This window comes from Vibrio atypicus (genome assembly GCF_009811315.1).
GTDB classification, from domain to species: domain Bacteria; phylum Pseudomonadota; class Gammaproteobacteria; order Enterobacterales; family Vibrionaceae; genus Vibrio; species Vibrio atypicus.
The window spans coordinates 444713-466617 of the sequence record NZ_BLID01000004.1 but is presented as its reverse complement, the minus strand read 5'-3'; the positions used below and the strand labels follow the sequence as shown (position 1 = coordinate 466617).

Genomic DNA, 21905 nt, shown 5'->3' with positions numbered 1-21905 from the left:
TATGGAATACCTCTCCGATTTACTTGGTAGTTTTCAGATTGATGAGCAAACCTTTTTTCTTAGCGTTATTTTGATCGCGACGGTACTGGTTATTTTTTCTCTTTTTCTTGTAATTCTTGGTACACGGGCACCAATGAAGGTCAGGCTTGAGGAACTGAAAAAAACCGCACCTGGTGAGAAGTTAAAGAAAGGGCGACGATTGGGAAATACCTTAGAATCCATCGCGCCAAATATGACCCCCTCGAACTCTAAAGAGAGCCAAAGTCTGCGCGAGCAATTGATGCATGCGGGCTATCATGACGCAAACGCTCTTACCATTTTTTATGCGGTCAAAGGGATAGCACTACTGATTGGTGTCTCAATAGCGGCAATGCTCTATTTCTTTGTCCCTGATATGCCGAATCTAAAAGTCGCGATGGTGATCAGTGTGGCTGTCGGGATCTATATGCCAAATATTGGTCTCAACTATTTCGTGAATAAACGCCAATCTCGAATTCGAGGTGGTGTGCCTGATGCGCTGGATCTGCTGGTGGTTTGTACCGAATCAGGTTTAGGTTTTAGTGCTGCATTACGCCGAGTGGCTGATGAGCTGATGATCTCTCACCCAGATTTTGCCGACGAGTTAGATACCGTGTGTGTCAAAATAAAAGCGGGGGTTGAGATGTCAGATGCCTTTAATGATTTGGTTGAGCGAACCGGGATTAATGAGTTATCGGGGTTAGTGACCATGCTATCTCATGCGTCTCGGATTGGTGGTAGCTTGTCGCAAACACTGCGTGAATACACCGAAGATTTCCGTGATAAACGTAATCAAGAGATAGAGGAAATTGCGGCGAAAATCCCAACCAAAATGATCTTCCCGTTATTACTCTTTATCTGGCCTTGTTTCTTCATTGTCGCGATTGGGCCGTCCATGCTTTCTATCACCTCGACATTGGGGAAATAGCTATGAATATGATCCGAAGTTTTACTCTCCTTTTCGCCATGTCGCTCATCTTTGGGTGTGCCAGCAGTGAAGAGCCTCTCGATACATCACTTTACGACGGGGTTCCTATCGATACTTTATCGCTAGATGAACCACCTAAAACAGAGAAAGAGGCGATCTCTCGCGGTGATTTTGCGTTAAGTAGTGGCAATGTTGATTTAGCCTTATACGAGTACATACGCTCATTGGCGTTTGAGAATGGCCAGTTTCGAGATCGCTCACTCTACAATATCGGTCGTATTCACCAGGAGAGAGGGAATCGAAATTTAGCGGAAAGAGCTTTTCTACTTTCAGTGGAAGCAAACCCCAATAATATCCAGTCATTAGAACAACTCGGTATTTTTTATAGTCGTAGCGGTGATACCCGTTTAGGCGAAAGCTACTTCTTTAAAGCGATCAATGCGGATCAGCTGCGCTTTGGCAGTAAGAAAACACTATCGGATGAAGATCTAGAGAGCGCAGATGCCATTCTAAAGCTTAAAACGGATACCTCTTCTCCTGAATATGCGTATATGGGGCTGGGAGTACTAGCGGATCTGGATGCGAAACATGACCACGCTCAGGCCTATTATCAGCATGCGTTAAGGATCAAACCGGACTCTGTTAAAGCGCTTACGAATAGTGGTTATTCTTACTACATGTCAGGGGATTACAGACAAGCGCAGCGATTGAGTTTACAGGCTTTAGAAGAATCTCCGAATGATGAAAAAGCGCTAAATAATCTGGCGTTAATTTATCTGGCAAAAGGCGAAATCCCTCGAGCGCTTAACGTCTTTACTCGTCATATGGACAAACCAGAAGCATTGAATAACGTTGGGTATTTTTTAATTCTTCAAGGTAAACCTAATCAGGCTATTCCTTACTTGCAGCAAGCGATAGACAGTAAACCCACCTATTATAAAGTCGCCAATGAGAACTTAGAGCGAGCCTTAGCGATGGTTCGGGAAGAGAAAGTCGTTGTAAAAGAATAAAGCAAAAAGGAGAGCATCGGCTCTCCTTTTTATATTCATGTTTGGATGCTATTAGGCAATGAAACCCTGCGCCAATCCAGAGATGATGAAGAAAGCCACCATCCAAATAATTGGCAATTTCCACTGTTTAAGTAGATAAAAACCGACCAATAGGAGTGAGATATCTAACGGAGACACAACGGCACTGGTAAATACAGGTTGATATAAAGCCGCGATGAGCAAACCAACGACCGAAGCGTTGACACCACTTACAGCACCAGAGACTTTATGGTTCTGTGCTAACGACTGCCAGTTCTTAAGTACACCGAGAAGCAGCAGGAAGCCTGGAATAAATACACCTAAGGTTGCAATCAATGCACCAGTGATGGGAGCTTGAGGCATCAGTTCATAGCCAATGTAAGTAGCAAAAGTGAACATTGGGCCCGGAACAGCTTGCGCAGCAGCGTAACCAGTAAGGAAAGCATCTTGAGTGATCTGATCGCCGACAATGTTTTGCAGCAATGGCAGTACGACATGACCACCACCAAAGACTAGGCTACCAGCTTGGAAAAAATCACTAAATAATCCCAGAGCAGGGAGTATTTGAGCCGCGAAAGGAAGGCCAACTAATAGTGCGACAAAGAGTAACAGCGGAAAGACAGAAGGTTGGAATTGAGTTGGTTGGCTTTGCTCATCGCTACCTAAAAACTTCATGCCAATCAGGCCTGCGGCAACTAAGATAATCATTTGTGTGGCAATGCCAGGAAACAGCAATAACCCAATTGCAGTCGCCAAGCACAATGAAACGGAAAGCTTCTCTTTGCAGAAGTTTTTATACATGCCCCAAGTCGCATCAGCGACCACCACAACAGCCAATAGCTTTAAACCATGAACGATATTTTGAAACGCACTTGTTTCGGTTAATTGGCTACTGAGAACCGCGAGAGCCAACATGATGAGTACGGATGGCAAAGTAAAGCCAAGAAAGGCCATGCATGCTCCGCCAATACCACCACGTTTATAACCTAAGGCAAAGCCAACTTGGCTAGAGCCTGGGCCGGGTAAAAACTGGCTCAGTGCGACGATTTGGCCGTATTCTTTGTCATCTAGCCAGTTCAGTTTCTCAACAAAGGTATTTCGGAAGTAGCCGATGTGGGCAGCAGGGCCTCCAAAGCTTATCCAGCCAAGCCAGAAAAAGGTCTTAAAAATCGACAGCATGATTGCATTACTCATCTAATAAATAGTGCCGATAATGTACTTAATCGACTAAAATGATTCAAATTGATAGTTTTAATACACATTATGAATCAAATGGGATAGGCGATATGAAAGAGTTTAATTGGAAAGGCGTCGATCTCAATTTGCTGGTGGCATTTCAAGCTTTGTATCAAACCAAGAGTGTCAGCTTAGCGGCGGAGCAATGCTTTGTTAGCCAGTCAGCAATGAGCCACACCTTACAGCGAATGCGAAGTTTATTTGATGATCCTTTGTTTGAACGTGTCGGAAGCAAAATGGAGCCGACGTTACGTTCACATGAGATTGCACCTTTGATTGATAAACTATTAGGTAGCATCAAAAACGATCTGTTGATTAAGAAGCACTTCACTTCGCAAGAGTACCAAGGGGCTTGGCGAATCGGCCTAACCGACTATGCGGAGCAGTTGTTTGCTCCTCAGCTTTACGATGCTTTAAAGCAAGCATCACCACTTTCGCAAGTCAGCTTTTATAACGTAAATCGCAGCAACTACTTAGAAATTGCAGAAAGTGAAAAGCTCGATGTGGTTATTGGCAGTATTGAAAATCTCAATCGACGTTTTCTTTCCCAACATCTCTACACTGAGCAGCACCTCTGTTTGTTCGATCCACTAAGCGTTGATTTGCCTACGCCACTTACTTTAGAAGCGTTTGTCAGTATTGAGCATGCGCTTGTGAGCCCAGATGGCAGTTTACAAACTCAAGTGGATAAGCGATTGGCTAAGTTAGGGTATGAGCGCAGAGTTGGCGTCGCTTCTCGTAACTTTTTAACGGTGAGACGTCTGCTGATTGGGCGAAAGCTGATTTGTATCGTACCAAAACGGTTTGCTGAAATGGAAACCCATAGCCACGGTTTAATGGCTGTATCGACGCCTGTTGAAGTACCTGATTTTGATATTCGTCTACTTTATTTAAAAGCCAATCAATATGAAGAAAAAAATGTCTGCCTTCGGGAAGTGGTCGCTAAGGTGGTGAATTGAATCTATTTACAATAACGCCACAAAGCTTCCATAGCAGTAGGGTCAAAACTGTACTGAGGTAACCGTCTATGGCGTAATGCCAAGCTAAATGGACGGATCCCAGTTGAATGATGAGCATATAGGCCCACATAACGTAACCCAGTTTTTTGTTGAGTTGATAAGCGCCTAATGCCATCAACACGGCAATAGAGACATGCATGCTTGGCATGGCTGAAATGCCCGTTCCTACACCGCTCTCGCGACCTAAATATTTCAGCCAAAGCATATCTTGCACATCCAAAGCCCATAAAGCGGGTAACCCTATTTTTTCCAAGGCGAGACTTTGATGCGCTAATCGATCCATTAAGGGCAGGTAGTGCGTTTGCTCAGGATCAACCAAGTGGGCGTAGCACGGGCCTGCTGAAGAGAGCAAAGTCGCAGTGATACCGCCTATTAATAACCAACTCGAAAGAAAAGTAATGAGGTACTGATTACGTAGTGCCGTTAAATCTCGTCGAATGATAAAAAACAGCACGCTGCCCCACATCAACAAAAACCATAAGTTGTAGAAAAAATTGATGACAAAAGAAGCGTAAATCGATGAGAAAAGCGCATGGGTAAGCTTCCAAGGCTCGTGGTTGAAATGCAGCCAATAATCAAGTTGATAAAACAGCAGATCATATTGGAAAGGATTCAGATCCGGAATAATGGATTTGAGGTAGGTATAGCATGAAAAGGTTAAGTTGAGAGCAAGCACCAATAGGATGAAGCTGATTGCTTTTGACAATGGGTTAAAGAAGCTACGTATCGTATTTAGATAGACCAGAATGGGATGAGGCGTGCGGTGTATCGCCAGATAAATATAGTAGCCTGCACTCCAAGCAAGAAAAGTAATATAACAGATGCTAATGAGGGCACGAAGGTAGGTTGAAGCGCTGTATTCCAAATTAGATTGATCGTCTACCCATATCGATGCAATGAAGAGCAATAAACTCGTTACGATGACATAGCCATAAAGTAAACGATCATTGATGATGTCTTGCCGAATATTTTTCCATGCGGAAGGGGTAAAACGTGTTGTGTCCATACAGTTGCTGGGCATCCTTACTTTTTGTTAAGTGTAGAACACCCATCGACTTTTACTTCTGATTAGAGAAGATTACTCATCGCCTAAGTTGTTATTGTAAGGTGTACTTCGTCCATACCTTTGAGCGCCAACGCCTTGCCATAATTAAGCCGCGGAACCATTCATCAAATGCAATCGCCATCCATGCACCGATGACACCATATCCCCAATGCACACCGAATAGATAACTCATTGCGACGCCCCAACCCCACATGCTGAGAATGCCCATTTTTACTGGGAACTTGATGTCACCTGCAGCCTTAAGGGCAGAGATAAAGATCAAGTTAAACACTCGACCAGCTTCAAGAATGATCGAACCTGCGATCAGTGTTGCGGTAAGTGCAGCAATCTCAGGCTCAGTGGTAAAGAGTGGAATAATACTGTCGCGTAGCAAATAGATCACTACTGTCAAAATGGTCGATACGCAGAAACCGATGACAAAATATTTTTGTACTAGTTTCAAGATGGCGTCTACCCAGCCTCGGCCAATATAGTAGCCCGCTTGAATTTGACTCCCTTGACCGAGTGCTAAAGCAAAGGCGAAAGAGAGACGCGCAATGTTCTGTGCATAGGTAAAAGCAGCGAGTGAAGCCGTACCCATCTGAACGATAAAGAAGGTAATACAGATTTGTGCCATGTTGTAAGAGAGCACTTCACCCGCATTCATCACCCCAATTTTAATGATGCGAGTAAAGATCACTTTTGGGATCTGCTTAAGCTGTTCGAAAGGCAGCGTAATACCGCTACGCTTGACGACCAAGCATAAAATGAGTGTACCAATCACTTGGCTAATGACCGTCGCAATCGCAACACCTTGAACGCCGTATACCGGTAGGCCAAAAGGTTGATAGAGAGCGATATAGTTACCCACAATATTAATCACGCCACTGATCAAGTTAACGTACATCGGTGAGCGCGAATAACCATGGCTGCGTAAAATGGTCGTGAGCACAATGCCGAGTGTGATGTTAAATGTCATTGCGCCGCTGATCAGTAGGTACTCTTGGGCGTATTGTTCAACTTGCGCTTCCAGCCCATATAAAGGCAAAAAATGATAAGCCCCAATGACGGCGAGAAGGCTGAGGAAAACACCGACCAAAGCTGATAACGCGATACTGGCAACGCCAACCCAAGCTGATTCCTGATGTCGCTCAGAACCGTTGTATTGAGCGATTAGAATGCCAGTACCACTGCTCACCATCGAAGAAACAATGATCAAAAAGAATGAGAGTTGAGAGATCACCCCAACCGCTGATACTGCTTTGTCTGAATATCCACTAAGCATGAACACATCACTGGTGTTCAGGGCTGTGCGCAGTAGGATCTCCACAAACAGTGGCCAAGTTAGCGCGACAATGCTCATTCGCTTGTCAATGGAGTTAGCAGGGTTCGACATTGAGGATATCTAAAAAGTGAAAGGACCGGTGATTATATCGCCACACCAATAGCAAGGATAAAGGTATTCTCACTAAATAAGAAAAAGGGTACTAAGCTCTCACTTGGTACCCCTTCATGAATCTTTTCGGACTCTATTTATTTTCAGTAAAGAAATCGTTGTACAGCATGTAAAGATGAGCTGCGCTCCAAGAGAAGTTTGGTGCACCTTGCTGAGCGCCAGTTAGTGGGTTGTAGTTTTCACGAATCGGACCATCTTGCACTAGACCGTCGGCATGGTTGAAGAAAGCCGTCGCCATCTCAACAGCGTCATCGCGGTAGCCATATTTTTCCATCCCTTTTAGGCCAAAGTAGAACTGGTCTACCCAAACTCGGCCACGCCAGTAAATATCCGGGCCAAAGGCTGGGCTAGAAAGAGCCGCCGTTCCGAGGGGAACATACGAGTTAAACTCTTTGCTGTCTTTCATCACTTTCACAACGGCATCAGCGTTTGCTTGTGTTGCTGCGCCATTAAATAGTGGTGACCAACCTTCAGGGCCTTTGCCACGCTCAACAATCGGTTTACCCGCACATCCATTGGCAAGTGGCTGCTCTTCGATACGGATATCGTAGAAGAAGCCTGTGCTTTCATCAAACATACAGGTGTTGATGTAGCTGGCGAGCTTATCGGCTTTATCACGGAACTCATTTGCTTCTGATTGTTTGCCAAGAATATCGGCCATTTGTGCTAGGTACTGGTTGTCACTGAACATGTAGCTGGCTTGGTCTACCGACTCCTGCATTAATGAGTAACCTAACAAGGTGCCATCTTGGCTACGGTTCTGAGCAAATGCTACGTCCCAGTCAGCGCGGTCACCACCTTTAGCCACATACTCTTCTAGTTGATTGTTATCGATAAAGCCAAAGACGGCGGCATCATCACGACCGGATTCCCAAGAAGCAGCGGTTTGAGCTGGGATCTCAATATGGTCATATTGGCCATTTTTGATGATCTCATTGTATTGCTCTAAGCCTGAGAACGTCTGCTCTTGATCGCCGCGTTTAACGGTAAACAGCATTTGTCCACTTGGTGTGTTGTGTGCTTTGTCGCGAGCAGCACCGTACTCAGGTACGCCATTTCCATTGTGATCGCGGTTACGTAGCCACCAGTTGTGGTAGGCAACCAATTTTGGATACATCTCTTCTAACCATGCTTTGTCGCTAGTGGTTTTGTACACTTCCATAACCGCCCAAGCCGCGAGACTAGGTTTGGTATTACGCTCATTCCAGTTACCTCCGTCACCACCGCGCTCTGGGCTTAGGTTGTACGCAAGAAGATCTGGCACGTAACCTTCATCCCAAGGTCGCACAGCATCATCGGCTTGAATCTGATAAGCGAACATAGCGCGAATGTTATCTTTGGCGACATCTGGGTTAAAGTGTGCCATCGCGTAGGCTTGCTTCCATGTATCCCATGGCCAAGTTTGGTTACCTGAGAACCAACGCGCTGTGACCGAAGGCGTAACAGAATCAAACTTCATCGCACCAGCCACACCACGCCAGTTACCGTTCAAAGTTTCCATAGCTTTGACTGCGACACGTTCTTGCTCCGCAGTCGCATTGGGGTTGGTGAGTCCTTGCTCTAGGTAGTTTTCCCAGCGCTGCTCTGAAGCTTCTAGATATTGTTTAGGGTGAGCCAATACATCTGAAATCTTTGCCTGTTCAGCTTGACTCTCTTCAGCCGTTAATAGGTGAGAGTAGGTTGTATAAATGGTTGTGGAACCCGAAATATTTGCTTTTGAGGTAAAGGTTAGGCCGTCGACTTTAGTTTGAGACTCAATCGATTTATGGATTTGGTACTCAGATTCACCAGAAGTGAGTAATGACCAAGTTGCTCTTACCTTACCAAATGTCACCTTTAGACCATCTTGTGTTGCTAAGATCTGACGGTCGTATTCAGGGTAAGCTTCATCAATGGTTTTCTCTGACTGCGCTTCACCCTCTTTGGCGTGGTATTTCTCCAATAGTTCACCGTCCCAAACTAACTCTAAAGGTGAATCGGATGTGATCCTAGTTTCGAGTAGAGAGGTGCGATTAGTTGCAAAGCGCAGCGTCATTTCAACCGTGACATCGTCAGACGTCAAGGTTTGTACTAAGGCGCCCGGTAAGCTGTACGCTTGCATTGTGAAGTTAACTTTTTTGCCATCTTTGAACACGGTGAGGCGGTCAAAGTTGTTGGCCATGAAGTTGATGTACTCTTCAGTCAGCAGTGCAGTCCCCGGGAAGCCGCCCATGCCCTCTTGATTGTCTGGCAATAGGTGGCCGTGCCAAGCACCGTTGTCAAAAAATGGGTTGAAACGCTGGTGGTCATCAAAGTCATAATCGCGCATGTATTCTGGTGAACCTGTGCGATCAATGACGTTTTTAAACTCAAACGCATGCAAAGGGTTTTGTGAGTCGACAGAGGCGCAACCTGTAGCAAGAAGTGCAGTTGCAATAGCCGCAAGCAAAGGATTTCGTTTCATCGTTATTCTCTTTTAATTTGAAAGCTGTTGCGGTAATAGGGGGATACCGAACAGCTTTCTGATATTAATCTCAATGATTGGTGAGTAAATCAACTAAGTAAATTTTTGTGATCTATTTTCAGTAAATTTTTACTAGTTCGTTTTTATTGGTATTGAAACAAAAAAGGGCACCACGAGAGTGCCCAAAAGGGAAAGTTAAGAACTATTGTTTTTAAGCTTGAGTTGCCGGTTTATTGCTTGTCTCTGGAGTTGTTTTGAGAGTCTGCTTTTTCTCAAAGCGAGAGATCCACCACCAAGCCAGACCTGAGAAGACAGCGGTCATAAATACGTTGATGAAGAAGGCTTTCACTAGATTAACACCCGTTGGGAACGCTGATGCTGTCATGCTGACCACGAAGATAGTGATAAGGACAGAGACAACACCCATGCCTTGTTTACGTGTGCCCATGCGGAAATCACGTGGTGTATCATCGTGCTTCAAACGGAAGACGAAGTAAGCAACCATGATGAAGATTGGTGGCAACATCGCTGTACCAGCCGTTAGGTTGATTGCTGTGTTCATCATCTCTTGTACCGATTCAGAGCCGAAGCCGTTCACAATCAGCATCACGAATACAAAAGCGAATTGCCACCAAGCTGCACGTACAGGCACGCCGTGTTCGTTAAGCTCTGTTGTTTTCTCGCCGTATACACCTTTTGGAATTTCAGAGAAGTGAATTTTTACAGGTGCTGCTGTCCACATCATCATAGAACCGAACATAGCAACAAACAGGACGATACCCACGAAGCGGCCGACCAGAGCTTCTGATATGTTGAAGTACTGCGCCATACCAGTAAAGATTTCGACCATACCACCTGCGTAAGTCAGATCTTCACGCGCGACAAATACGTTAACTAGCAGTGAGCCTACAGCGTACATAGTACCGATCGCGATACCAGCGCCGATGATCACTTTAATGAATGACTTATGGCCACCTTTAACATCGTTTAGGTAAGCGGCTGCGGTTTCTGCACCACCTGCTGCTTGGAAGATCCAACACATAATGCCTAGCGTCGCCCAGTTGATGGTTGGTGACATAGCTTCAAGTGTAATTGGCTGGACAGGTTCATGGTTGCCACCTAACGCCATCACTGCACCAATCACGTAGATAGCGAATAGAGCAAAGACGCCGTAGGCCACAATTTCAGAGATCTTACCTAGCCAGGTTGCGCCTTTGGTCGAGATATGTGTTGCCGCCGCGAAGAGAATAATAGAAATCGCTGACGTCACCATTGGTGAGAATGCGTACTCGTAGCCAAGCATCGCGTATGAAGCGTATGCAATCACGTTTGGTAGCAGAGAGACGAACCAGAACAAGTTCACAAACCAGTAGAGGAACGAGCCTAGGTAAGCTGCTTTCGTGCCGAGTGGTTTTTTCAGCCAGTCATACATACCTGACTCAGAGTTTTTGTTGGCAGAAACAAATTCAGCAATGATGAATACGAATGGGATGAAGTAGACAAGAGTGGCAAGTAAAAAGATAGGAGCCGAGCTCAAACCCAGTTCGATGTTGTTGTTTACGATGTTGCGAACGTTAAAAACCGCAGCGAAGGTCATGGAAAGTAGGGCAAATTTGCCTAACTTACCGCGCATAGATTCAGACATGGTGTCCTCCGTTTATTGTCTATTAGGACTAGATGTTGTGTTGTTATTTTTAAGTAGCTATATCCCAGTAGCCTAGAGCTGGAGGAAGGTTACTTGGATATAGCAGCTTGCGATTTTAGCGTCTACAAAATTATCAGTAGCACTCGGGTTATGCGTAAAGGCAGAGAGGAGAAATACTCTCTGCCAAGCTTTAAGTTTTTAAAGTTACTTCATCATTAGCGTTGGAGAAGCCTCCTTCATGCGCTCTTCTTTATTCAGTGAGTTTTCGTATTTGCTGTATTTCCACCAAGCAAAGCCTAGGAAGATGACAATACCGCCGACGTTGTAGAAGACGATGGTCATGATGTCTGCGCCCGTTGGGAACATGGAAGCTAAGAAGCCGACAGTGAAAATACCGATTAGGATTGAAACCACCGTAATACCCGTCATGCGTGAACCCATTTTGAAATCGCGCTCTAGGTGATCCAGTTTTAGGCGAAGATTTAGGTAAGCCAGCATGATGAACAGTGGTGGTAGCATGGAAGCGGCTGCTGTCATGTTGATCACTGTATTCATTAAATCTTGCGCTGTGTTCGAACCTAGCGTTGGGATGATCATTAGAGGGAAAACAATCGCGTATTGAACCCAAGCTGCGCGAGCTGGCACGCCATTTTCATTCAGTTCAATTGTCTTCTTACCAAAGATGCCTTCAGGGATCTCAGAGAAGAAGATTTTCACAGGTGTTGCTGTCCACATCAGTAGAGAGCCGAACATGGCGGTGAAAGAAACCAAACCTACAAAGCGGTTCATCAGGATTTCAGGCAGTCCGAAGAAGCTTGCTAAGCCTTCAAATACTTGGACTGAACCACCTGTGTATTTTAGGTCTGCGCTTGAAACGAATACGTTGATAAGTACTGAAGCGACGGAGTAAAGGGCACCGATAAAGATACCAGCAATGATGATGACCTTAACGAAAGATTTAGAACCCCCTTTAACGTCATTTACGTATACCGCGACTGATTCCGCGCCGCCTGCTGCCATAAAGATCCAAGTGGTAATGCCGAGGAACGCCCAGCTGAAATCAGGGATCATTGCATCAACGGTGATTGGGTCTGCAGGTTGAACGCCGCCAACTAACGCAGCTCCTGACAACAGAATGTAGGAGATTGTCAGTAGTAACATCAGAGAGGAAGTCACTGAGGTAATTGGGCCCAACATTTTTGCGCCATTGGTTGATACATAGGTTGCAAACGCAAACAGAATCATACTAAGGGCGGTGGTTGCGAAAGGCGTCAGAATGTACTCATAGCCAAGGAATGCGTAAGAAGCGTAAGCAATAACGCGTGGCAGCAATGAGGTAAAGAAGAATAAGTTTACGAACCAGTAAGTGTAAGCTGAGATGAATGCCCAGCGTCCACCTAGTGAGCTTTTTACCCAAGCATATACACCGGCTTCTGAGTCTTTGTTGAGGGATACGAATTCAGCAATGATTAAGCAGAAGGGGATGAAGTAAAAAATGGTCGCCAAAAAGAACATTGGAGCGGAAGCAAGACCGATCTCTATGTTGTTGTTGATGACATTATTGAAGCTGAATACCGCTGCAAAGGTTAGAGAGAGTAAGCCAAACTTGCCTATGGTATTACGTTTGGAGTCAGACATTTTTATATCTCCGAAGAGTCACGTTTTGTAGGGTTTTATAGAGGGCTTACGGTTAGTCGCAGCCCTCCAGTTATTATTTTTCTAATGTCTTGTTACTTATTGAGGAAGTAGCCATCTTCAATGGTGACTTTCAGTACGACTTTGCGTACTCGATTGTCGCCATGGAAGCGATAAGCTTTGCTGTTGTCGAAAACAGCGACTTGGCCTTCGCATAATTCGCGTACTTCCCCTTGACCCGTTAAGTATTCGCGGTCAGTTTCGTTACTGTACTGTTCTACTTGCTCTAACTGAGATTTATCTACGAACTCAACGGTTTCACGTCCTTCTAGGTAGTAATGCACATCAAAGTAGCGGCGGTTACCTTCGAACGTTTTTGTATTACGGGCGATACCGTCTTCAACCATGTACACCAGTGAGTCACCGATTGAGTGCATGACGCCATCTTTGATGTTGGCGATGTTTTCAATCGCTTCCACGCAGCGGTTCCATTTACGACCATCGCGGTAAACCACTTTGAATTGCTCTAAGCTTTCTAACACGATCATAGGTTATGCCTCGTTTGCTGAAGTTGAAGTAGTAAAGAAAGAATCACCAAAGTTGTGCGCTGCTAAGGTTTGCGCAGTGCAATCTCCCGCTGTCAGTGGCATAAGTGTTAGGCCGTAGCGGAACTTATCCATGTAAACGCGGTATGAATCGAGCACTTCGCTACCCCAAGAGTTAGAGCCAAGCCCCATCACTTGGTGGTCAAGGTTTAGCGTGATGTAACCACTCTTCTCTAATTCAATCGTGTGCTGTGCTTCATGCAGATTTTGGTTGGTGTAGAACCAAGCGCTAAAGTTGATCTCTTGTTGAGGTTTCACCAGTAACCCCGTGCCGTTACGGTTAGTCAGAGCAGCCCAGCGAACATGTTGACGGTTGCCGTTGTTTTGTGGGAACGGGTAGTTCTCGAACATATCAGCTACTGTGCTTTGGTAAACATCGATCATGTTGGCTTGTTTGCTGTCTTGGTAGTTCTCTTCTGGGCCACGGCCGTAGTATTTCACTTGGTCGAAGTCGCCATTAATGCCAAGGTCTAAGCCAATAACTGGGATGACATGAGGGTAGTCACCGTAACGCTCGCCGCTTAGCTCAATATTCAGTTGACCTTCAGCATTCACTTGATAGCGGTACTCACAGCGCATACCAAAATCGAAAACTGGTGGAGCGATAATGCTGGTGGTGGTGATCTCAACTTTGCCGTTAATCTCTTCCACATTTAGGCTGCGGAAATGCTCTTGCATGATTTGCAGGTGCGCAGGTTCCCATAGACCTTCATGCTCTTGCTTGTGGTTGTCGATCATTGGCTTGAAGAAGTTAAGCTTAGGCTCTGACTTAATCAGTTCTTCGCCGTTCACAACCCAAGAGGTCAATTTACCGTTCACTTTAGAGAAGTTAAGCGCAAAGTTGTTACCTTGAATTAGGTAAGCAAGGCGGCTCTCTTCAATGCTTAGTGTGGTTGCGTTGTTGTTTACAAACTCAGCTTCTACAGCCGTGTTTGCTTTTATCTGATACTGGTAAATCGCAATATCGTGGTTCGCTTCACTGTAAAGTGTGCGAGAGTCTTTACGGACTGTGAAGTTGATGAACGCTTCACGCTCGTCCAGTTCAGGAATTGCAATCTCGATTTCACGCTCAGAGTTTGCCGCTAAGCCTTCAACTTTGAATTGAACTGTACGTAGCGTTTCGCCTTCAGCGCGAACATCAGCAGTAATGGTGTAGTCGTTTAGGTCAGTGAACCAAAGCTTGTTCTCAACAATAAACTTACCTGCTTGGTCGTCTATTGAGCGGATCTTCACAGGAGCAATCACCTGCTTGTACTCTTTTAGACCTGGGCCCGGCGTTTGATCTGGGTAGATCAGGCCATCCATACAGAAGTTGTAGTTGTTCGGGTAGTCACCGTAGTCACCGCCGTACTTGTAGAAAGATTCGCCTTTCTCATCACGAGCGAGAATACCGTGGTCACACCATTCCCAAACGTAATGGCCTTGAATATGGTCGTGTTTGTAGAACACGTTTTGGTATTCAGTTAGACCACCAGGGCCGTTACCCATCGCGTGAGCGTATTCACAGATGATGCGTGGTTTTTCATGTGGGAATTCGCCGAAGTGATTCATTAGCTGCGCACGTGAGTACATGGTTGAGATAACATCAACGACTTCAGCATCACGATCTTCTTCGTAGTGAACAAGGCGAGTGTCATCAATCGCTTTAGTCGCATTGTACATAGAGCGGATATTGCAGCCGTAGCCAGACTCGTTGCCTAGAGACCACATGATGATTGATGGATGGTTTTTCTGAGCGTGAACATGGCGCTCGGCGCGATCAACAAATACGCCTTCCCAAGCTGCATCATTGGTGATGCGGCTTAAGTCACCTATGTTTGCGAAACCGTGAGTTTCAACATCGGTCTCAGCCATAACAAATAGACCGTAGATGTCACACAGTTCGTAGAAGCGAGGATCGTTCGGATAATGTGCAGTGCGTACCGAGTTGATGTTGTGCTGCTTCATCAACACGATGTCTTTTTCAACTCGATCCATGCCCACTGCGCGACCTTTTAGGTGGTCGTTATCGTGGCGGTTTACGCCGTGTAGCATCACATATTGGTTGTTGATGTAGAACAGGCCGTCACGTACTTTGATATCACGGAAGCCGACACGTTGAGGGATCACTTCCAGTGTTTTACCTAGGTTATCTTTTAGAGTGATAACGAGCTGGTACAAGTATGGATTTTCAGCCGTCCAGTGTGTTGGATTTGCCATTTCAATATCGAAGCGAGCTTGCGCTTTGTCATCGATAGTCAGGTTGTCACATGAGCCTTTTGCAACAACCTGACCTTTATCTAGTAGTGCATATTCTAGAGCGTATCCAGATGCCTGCAGATTAGTTAAGTTTTCAAGTTCAACTTGGCAAGAAAGTGTTGCTGCAACGTAATCATCAGCGAAATCAGTACGAACCGTAAAGTCTTGAACGTGAACTTGCTCTTTACCCACTAGGTAAACATCGCGGAAGATACCTGCGGTCCACCACATATCTTGGTCTTCAATGTAAGTGGAATCTGCCCACTGCATGACACGAACTGAAAGCAGGTTGTCGCCTTGTTGAACAAACGGAGAAATATCGAATTCAGCAGTTAGGCGGCTGCCTTTGCTAAAGCCAACGTACTCGCCGTTTACGTACACTTCAAAGTAAGTCTCAACGCCGTCAAATTTGATGATGGTCTGTTTGTTATTCCAATTTTCACCAAGAGTGAAAGTACGTTGATAAGCGCCCGTTGGGTTATCACTTGGTACGAAAGGAACATCGATTGGGAAAGGGAAGCCTTCATCTGTGTACTGAAGGTCACCGTGGCCTTCCATTTGCCACATGTTCGGAACCGTAATCTGGCCCCATTGGTCCATTTTTTGTGAGTAAAACTCTTCAGGTACCAACATTGGGTTAGTGAAAAAGTTAAAGTTCCACTGACCGCTTAGCAGCATGAAATGGCTGCTGAGCTCGCGTTGAAACGTTTGTGCGGCTTTAACTGAGTCGTATGAGAAGAAGTAAGCACATGGTGCTAAACGGTTCTCATGTAGTTGTAGGAAGTTTTCCCAGTTGTTCACGATGATTCTCCCTCGGCTTAATGCGTCTGATGACTGCCGACGTTCTGTTGAAAAATGCTCAGTGAGCTTATGGGAAAGATATTAGTAAAAGTTTTACTAAAATAAATTTGTGAAAACGTTTTACTTTAACTCGATCACGATTTAATGAGTGGTTTATCTGAAAGCTGTGATCGGATTAAAAGAATAATGTTTAGCCAGAGTGATGAAAGGATGAGTCGAAAGGAAAGAGGCGTTTTACCTTGCGGTAAAAACAAATAAAGCACTGAAAATCAGTGCTTTATAAATTGTGCGAGCAATGTGTTTTTAGTTAAATCGTTGTTCTAGCATAGGAGTGAGGATGGCCAACCACTGCCTGTAAGCGTTTGAATTAAGGTGTAAATCGTCGCAACTGCAGTCTAGAGGTAAATAATGCTCAGGGCACAAAGCTTGGTTTACATCGATAAAGCACTGTTCATGCTGTTGGCAAAGTAGGCGCAGCTTCTGGTTGAGTTCTGTGACTAAAGGATTCAAAGAAGCCATTCGCTGACCAACATATAAAGTTGATTGAACCCAAACTTCGACATTATGTTCAGCCCAGTAGCTAAGCATTTGTTGATAGTTTTCAAAGATTTCATCGACACTATAGCCTTGGGCAAGATCGTTGATACCAGCCATGATACAAACCAGTTTTGGGTGACAAACCGTGGTTGTTGTTAGCCTTTTTACCATACCAGACGTGGTGTCTCCGGCGAGTCCACGATTGGCTAGAGAGATGCTCGGTAGCGCATCGTGCCAAGGTCCCCATTCTGTTATGGAGTCACCAAACATAACCAGATCAACCGGTTTGTTAAACGCAGAGTGGTTATCTTGGGTCAAAATAAAACGGCTCATTTTATGTGCTCGCTGGTTCAAATCCAGAGTTTGACGAATGTGGCTAAACTCTTCTTGCGTGATGTGATCACTTGATAACGCCTTGGTAAGTGACTGAATTTCTGTCACCAAGGGCGAGATTCGGTTTGATAAACCGTGAGTTTTTCGCAGTTGATAGAGCTCTTCTATTAAGCCGTAAAACTGGCGGTCTTGGTTTGCGTAGTAAAGTTTTACTAAGTCTAAACACTCGTTATCTTTCAGCTCTTGTAGCAGTTGCTCTGGCGTCATTTTGTCGTGTCCCGCAACTTGAGTTTACTTGGTACATAGACTTGCAAAGGCAGCGCACGACCGTCTCTTACTTTTTCGACGAGTAAGTTAACTCCTTGAATTCCCATCATTTCAGAATGAATTCTGACTGTTGAAAGTGAAGGGAAGGTAAACTTTGCAGTAGGAATGTCATTAACACTGATCAGCGCAATATCGTCAGGGATATTCAAACCGTGTTCATGGATGGCACGCAATACGCCGATGGCAATAGAATCTGAGGCAATAAATAGGGCCTTCGGGTAATCAGGCTTAGCTAGCATCTCTTTCGCTAATTTGTAACCAGACGAGCTAGTAAACTCACCGCGATAGACATCATCGAGTGATACCACACCTTTCAACTGGCCATATTCGGCAAAAGCAACTTCACGAATATCTGCGGTGTTAGGTTCATCTTGTCCACCGATAAAACCGATGCGTTGATACTCTTGCCCGATAAAGAAATCAGTGATCTCTTTGCTGATTCGGGCCAGATCAATATCGACTGAATCAAACTCTGAGTTGGCCTCACTGAAGTCGACGTAACAGATGTTGTCCGTCATTTTTTCAATCTTGTCGAGCGTTGCAGTTTGACTACGGCCGACCAAAAGAACACCGGTGACCTTATTGCTTACTGTAGATATTTCACTGTTATAACAATTGGTTAGTTCTATGCCTAATTTTTCGCACTGAGTTTCTATACCGTGACGAATTGAGAGGTAGTAAGGGTCGTTGACTTCGGCTTCTTGCTTGTAGTTGTAGACGGCAATGAAGTGATGGTTTTGCTTTTTAGCCAGTGGGCTTTTTTTCGAACTACTGGTTTTGTATTCCAGTTTTTCTGCTATTTCGAAGATACGGCGCTTGGTTTCTTCTTTTACGCTCAATGTCGGATCATCGTTGAGAACGCGAGATACGGTCGCCAGAGATACGCCAGCTTCCGTTGCAATATCTTTTAGTGTTGCCATGTTTTTACATCCCTTTACGTTGCCTTTTATCGGGCAATCTAACTATTGGCTACCATTGTAAACAATCCCCCCAACTAAGTGCTAATTTTTAGTAAAAATAAATGTCTTTAATGAGTGGTGAATAAGAGGGCAGAAAGTATGCTCACTTATTTATGCTAACTGATTGATAAATAGTCACCCTTTGCCTTTAACTAAACCTTATCTTGAATATTTGATTTGAATTTCATGAATGTAAATTTGTGGAAACGTTTACACAATGAGAATTTGATCACGGACGTTACGCTGATTTGGTTGCTAAACTTTTTGCCAGATTAGATTTTTGGGCAATTCAAGTTCACAAAAAGTGGAGAGATAATGGTGAAAGTTCTTGTTACTGGCGGTATAGGCTACATCGGCAGCCATACATGTGTGCAGATGCTCGAGGCGGGTATTGAGCCAATCATTGTCGATAACTTATGCAATGCAAAAGAAGAAGTTCTTCACCGTATCAAAGCGTTAACGGGCCAAAAGCCGACTTTTTACTTAGGTGATATTCGTGATGAAGCTTTTTTAGATTCCGTCTTTGCCAAACATGATATCCAAGCGGTGATTCACTTTGCTGGTCTAAAAGCAGTAGGAGAATCCGTCGCTAAGCCTCTCGAATATTACGATAACAACGTCAACGGTTCGTTAGTTCTTGCACGCAGCATGCGAAAAGCGGGTGTAAAGAGCATTGTTTTTAGCTCATCGGCAACGGTTTACGGTGATCCTGAGGTTGTGCCAATTACTGAAGATTCGCCAACAGGTGCAACGACCAACCCTTATGGTCGCAGTAAATACATGGTGGAAGAGTGTTTGAGCGATCTGTTCAACGCTGAACGTGACTGGAGCATTACTTTGTTGCGTTACTTCAATCCAGTCGGTGCACACCCATCGGGCACTTTAGGTGAAGATCCACAAGGTATTCCGAATAACTTGATGCCGTTTATTGCTCAAGTTGCGGTTGGCCGCCGTGAAAAGCTTTCAGTTTTCGGTAATGACTACCCAACACCAGACGGTACAGGCGTGCGCGATTACATCCATGTAATGGACTTAGCAGATGGCCATATTGCGGCACTGAAGTCCGTTGGTTCGAAGGCCGGTTTGCACATCTACAACCTAGGTACGGGGAAAGGTTCAAGTGTTTTAGAAATGGTTGAAGCCTTCGGTGCGGCTTGCGGTAAACCAGTCGCGTATGAGGTGTGCCCTCGTCGTCCTGGTGATATTGCTGAATGCTGGGCAAGTACCACTAAAGCTGAAAATGATCTGGGTTGGAAAGCAACGCGAACTGTCGACGAGATGACGGCAGACACGTGGAAGTGGCAATCACTAAATCCAAACGGTTACTAATTTTAAATTTATCGAGAGTTTACAGATGTCGAATATTGAGTTTAACCCAGTGGACCATCCACATCGTCGTTATAACCCTCTAACGGGTCAGTGGATTTTGGTGTCACCCCACCGAGCAAAACGCCCTTGGAGTGGCGCAGATGAGAAGCCAGCAACGGATGAGCTACCAAGCTACGACGGTAAGTGCTTCCTTTGCCCAACCAACGAACGTATCTCTGGGGATGTGAATCCTGACTACCAAGGCACGTACGTCTTCCAAAATGATTTTGCGGCACTCATGGTGGATTCGCCAGATGCACCAGAGTCGGAGAGCCCACTATTTAAAACGCAAGGTGTACGTGGTTTGAGTCGAGTGATTTGTTTCTCACCTGACCACAGCAAAACCTTGCCTGAACTGCCAGTCGAGAAAATCCGTGGCGTGATCGATACCTGGAATGATCAAATCGAAGAGCTTGGTAAAGAGTACATTTGGGTTCAAGCGTTTGAGAATAAGGGTGAAACCATGGGCTGTTCTCAGCCTCATCCACACGGTCAAATTTGGGCAAACAGCTTTTTACCGAATGAAATTGAGCGTAAAGAGCAGAACCTAAAAACTTACTACCAAGAGCATGGCAGCAACTTGCTGGTGGATTACGTGCAAGCCGAGCTCAAAGACGGTTCACGTATCGTGGTGGAAACTGATCATTGGGTAGCACTTGTTCCTTATTGGGCGGCGTGGCCATTCGAAACCATGCTATTGCCAAAAACGCACATTCGCCGAATGAGTGAGTTAACGGATGAGCAACGTGACGACCTGGCTATCGCAATCAAAAAACTGACGAGTCGTTACGACAACCTGTTCCAGTGCTCTTTCCCTTACTCAATGGGTTGGCATTACGCGCCATTCTTTGAAGAAGGTACAGATATTGATCACTGGCAGCTTCACGCTCTGTTTTATCCGCCACTTTTGCGTAGCGCATCGATTCGCAAGTTTATGGTGGGATACGAAATGCTAGCGGAAAGCCAACGTGATTTAACCGCCGAGCAAGCCGCACAGCGTCTACGTGATCTAAGTGATATTCACTACAAAGAGAACGAAGAACAATAACGAAATCTATCCGTAGCACGAACAATCAACGTTGTACGGAGTCTATCAAATTTTTATGCTGAGAATTACTTATGTCTGACCTAATCCAAAACGTAAAAAACGCTTTCGAACAAGTACTGGGCTATGTACCAAGTCATATCATTCAAGCGCCTGGGCGCGTAAACCTAATTGGTGAGCATACTGACTACAATGATGGTTTTGTTCTACCGTGTGCAATTAATTATCAAACCGTTGTGGCTGCTGCAAAGCGCGATGACAATATCGTGCGTGTTGTGTCGGTTGATTATGACAATGCAGTGGATGAGTTCGATATCACCGAAGAGATTAGTTTCCAGCAAGATAAGATGTGGGCGAACTACATTCGTGGCGTTGTGAAATGCCTGCTTGAGCGCGGTTATAAGTTTAATGGCGCGGATATTTCAGTGAGTGGTGATGTTCCTCAAGGCGCTGGTCTTAGTTCATCGGCGGCATTAGAAGTGGTGATTGGTCAAACTTTTAAAGTGCTCTATAACCTTGAAATCAGCCAGGCGGAAATCGCATTAAATGGCCAGCAAGCAGAGAACCAATTCGTCGGTTGTAATTGCGGCATCATGGATCAAATGATCTCAGCGGAAGGTCGTGAAAACCATGCGATGCTTTTGGACTGTCGCAGTCTAGAAACTGAAGCTGTCTCAATGCCAGAAGAGATGGCGGTTGTGATCATCAACTCGAATAAAAAGCGTGGCTTGGTGGATAGTGAATACAACACTCGTCGCGAGCAATGTGAAGAAGCGGCACGTATCTTTGGTGTGAAAGCCCTCCGCGATGTGAGTGTCGAACAATTCAATGAGAAAGTCTCTGAACTTGATGAGTTGGTCGCGAAACGTGCTCGTCATGTGATCACAGAGAACGATCGAACGGTTGAAGCTGCTCAGGCTTTGCGTGCTCATGATATGAAGCGCATGGGGCAGTTAATGGCGCAGTCGCATGCGTCAATGCGTGATGATTTTGAAATTACAGTAAAAGAAATCGATACCTTGGTTGATATCGTAAAAGCAGTGATCGGCGAGCAAGGTGGTGTTCGTATGACTGGTGGTGGCTTTGGTGGCTGCATTGTAGCGCTTATGCCACCTGCATTGGTTGACGAAGTGAAGGCAACGGTCGAAGAGAAATACCAAGCTGCTACAGGGCTTAAAGAATCCATCTATGTGTGCCAAGCAAAAGAAGGCGCAGGCTTAGTTGAGGTTTTATAAGGTC

The 21905-nt window shown here is 45.1% G+C and carries 16 protein-coding genes; 6 read left to right on the top strand and 10 right to left on the bottom strand.

The genetic code is table 11. The annotated features are described in order from the left end of the window. Nucleotide 1: 1 nt before the first annotated feature. Nucleotides 2-946 carry a type II secretion system F family protein gene (locus tag GVO60_RS11600; protein ID WP_159654153.1) on the top strand — a complete coding sequence of 315 codons (945 nt, stop codon included), beginning with the start codon at nucleotides 2-4 and terminating at the stop codon, nucleotides 944-946. 2 nt (nucleotides 947-948) lie between these two features. Further along, on the top strand, nucleotides 949-1956 hold the full coding sequence (locus GVO60_RS11595) for a tetratricopeptide repeat protein (protein WP_159654151.1): 1008 nt from the start codon (nucleotides 949-951) through the stop codon (nucleotides 1954-1956). A 51-nt stretch (nucleotides 1957-2007) separates the two neighbouring features. Here the strand turns inward: GVO60_RS11595 and chrA are convergent, their stop codons facing one another. Beyond that, on the bottom strand, nucleotides 2008-3153 hold the full coding sequence (chrA, locus tag GVO60_RS11590; RefSeq protein ID WP_159654149.1) for a chromate efflux transporter: 1146 nt from the start codon (nucleotides 3151-3153) through the stop codon (nucleotides 2008-2010). Nucleotides 3154-3260: 107 nt separating this feature from the next. On the opposite strand from chrA, the gene GVO60_RS11585 reads away from it, so the two are divergent. After that, a complete protein-coding gene (locus tag GVO60_RS11585; protein ID WP_159654147.1) occupies nucleotides 3261-4169 on the top strand; it encodes a LysR family transcriptional regulator in 909 nt (302 codons plus the stop codon). On the opposite strand, the gene GVO60_RS11580 is transcribed toward GVO60_RS11585, so the two are convergent. The 9 genes from GVO60_RS11580 to ebgR all read right to left on the bottom strand — a co-directional run bounded on the left by GVO60_RS11580 (nucleotide 4153) and on the right by ebgR (nucleotide 18214). Further along, nucleotides 4153-5235: a phosphatase PAP2 family protein gene (locus GVO60_RS11580; RefSeq protein ID WP_159654145.1), complete on the bottom strand. Its 1083-nt coding sequence runs from the start codon at nucleotides 5233-5235 to the stop codon at nucleotides 4153-4155. The genes GVO60_RS11585 and GVO60_RS11580 overlap by 17 nt on opposite strands. Nucleotides 5236-5326: 91 nt before the next feature. Then, nucleotides 5327-6670 (bottom strand): MATE family efflux transporter, encoded by a 1344-nt coding sequence (locus GVO60_RS11575; protein WP_159654143.1) that lies wholly within the window; start codon nucleotides 6668-6670, stop codon nucleotides 5327-5329. Nucleotides 6671-6803: 133 nt separating this feature from the next. After that, nucleotides 6804-9173: an alpha-glucosidase gene (gene ygjK, locus GVO60_RS11570; RefSeq protein WP_174855885.1), complete on the bottom strand. Its 2370-nt coding sequence runs from the start codon at nucleotides 9171-9173 to the stop codon at nucleotides 6804-6806. A gap of 211 nt (nucleotides 9174-9384) precedes the next feature. Next, entirely contained in the window at nucleotides 9385-10818 is a 1434-nt protein-coding gene (locus GVO60_RS11565; RefSeq protein WP_159654141.1) for an amino acid permease, read from the bottom strand. Nucleotides 10819-11022: 204 nt separating this feature from the next. Next, nucleotides 11023-12456, bottom strand: coding sequence for an amino acid permease (locus GVO60_RS11560; protein WP_159654139.1), 1434 nt, complete (start codon nucleotides 12454-12456; stop codon nucleotides 11023-11025). A 92-nt stretch (nucleotides 12457-12548) separates the two neighbouring features. Next, nucleotides 12549-13001 (bottom strand): beta-galactosidase subunit beta, encoded by a 453-nt coding sequence (locus GVO60_RS11555; RefSeq protein ID WP_159654137.1) that lies wholly within the window; start codon nucleotides 12999-13001, stop codon nucleotides 12549-12551. Nucleotides 13002-13004: 3 nt separating this feature from the next. Then, nucleotides 13005-16097: a beta-galactosidase subunit alpha gene (ebgA, locus tag GVO60_RS11550; RefSeq protein ID WP_159654135.1), complete on the bottom strand. Its 3093-nt coding sequence runs from the start codon at nucleotides 16095-16097 to the stop codon at nucleotides 13005-13007. A gap of 303 nt (nucleotides 16098-16400) precedes the next feature. Next, the gene (locus tag GVO60_RS11545) at nucleotides 16401-17234 is read right to left on the bottom strand and encodes an SGNH/GDSL hydrolase family protein (RefSeq protein WP_159654133.1); all 834 of its coding nucleotides are present in this window, start codon (nucleotides 17232-17234) and stop codon (nucleotides 16401-16403) included. Next, the gene (ebgR, locus tag GVO60_RS11540) at nucleotides 17231-18214 is read right to left on the bottom strand and encodes a transcriptional regulator EbgR (RefSeq protein ID WP_159654131.1); all 984 of its coding nucleotides are present in this window, start codon (nucleotides 18212-18214) and stop codon (nucleotides 17231-17233) included. Before ebgR ends, GVO60_RS11545 begins: the two co-directional genes overlap by 4 nt. A gap of 357 nt (nucleotides 18215-18571) precedes the next feature. On the opposite strand from ebgR, the gene galE reads away from it, so the two are divergent. From galE to galK, 3 genes are all read left to right on the top strand, one after another. Then, nucleotides 18572-19582 carry a UDP-glucose 4-epimerase GalE gene (gene galE / locus GVO60_RS11535; protein ID WP_159654225.1) on the top strand — a complete coding sequence of 337 codons (1011 nt, stop codon included), beginning with the start codon at nucleotides 18572-18574 and terminating at the stop codon, nucleotides 19580-19582. Nucleotides 19583-19607: 25 nt separating this feature from the next. Continuing rightward, the gene (locus GVO60_RS11530) at nucleotides 19608-20669 is read left to right on the top strand and encodes a UDP-glucose--hexose-1-phosphate uridylyltransferase (protein WP_159654129.1); all 1062 of its coding nucleotides are present in this window, start codon (nucleotides 19608-19610) and stop codon (nucleotides 20667-20669) included. A 71-nt stretch (nucleotides 20670-20740) separates the two neighbouring features. After that, nucleotides 20741-21901, top strand: coding sequence for a galactokinase (gene galK / locus GVO60_RS11525; protein ID WP_159654127.1), 1161 nt, complete (start codon nucleotides 20741-20743; stop codon nucleotides 21899-21901). The last annotated feature ends 4 nt before the right edge of the window (nucleotides 21902-21905 follow it).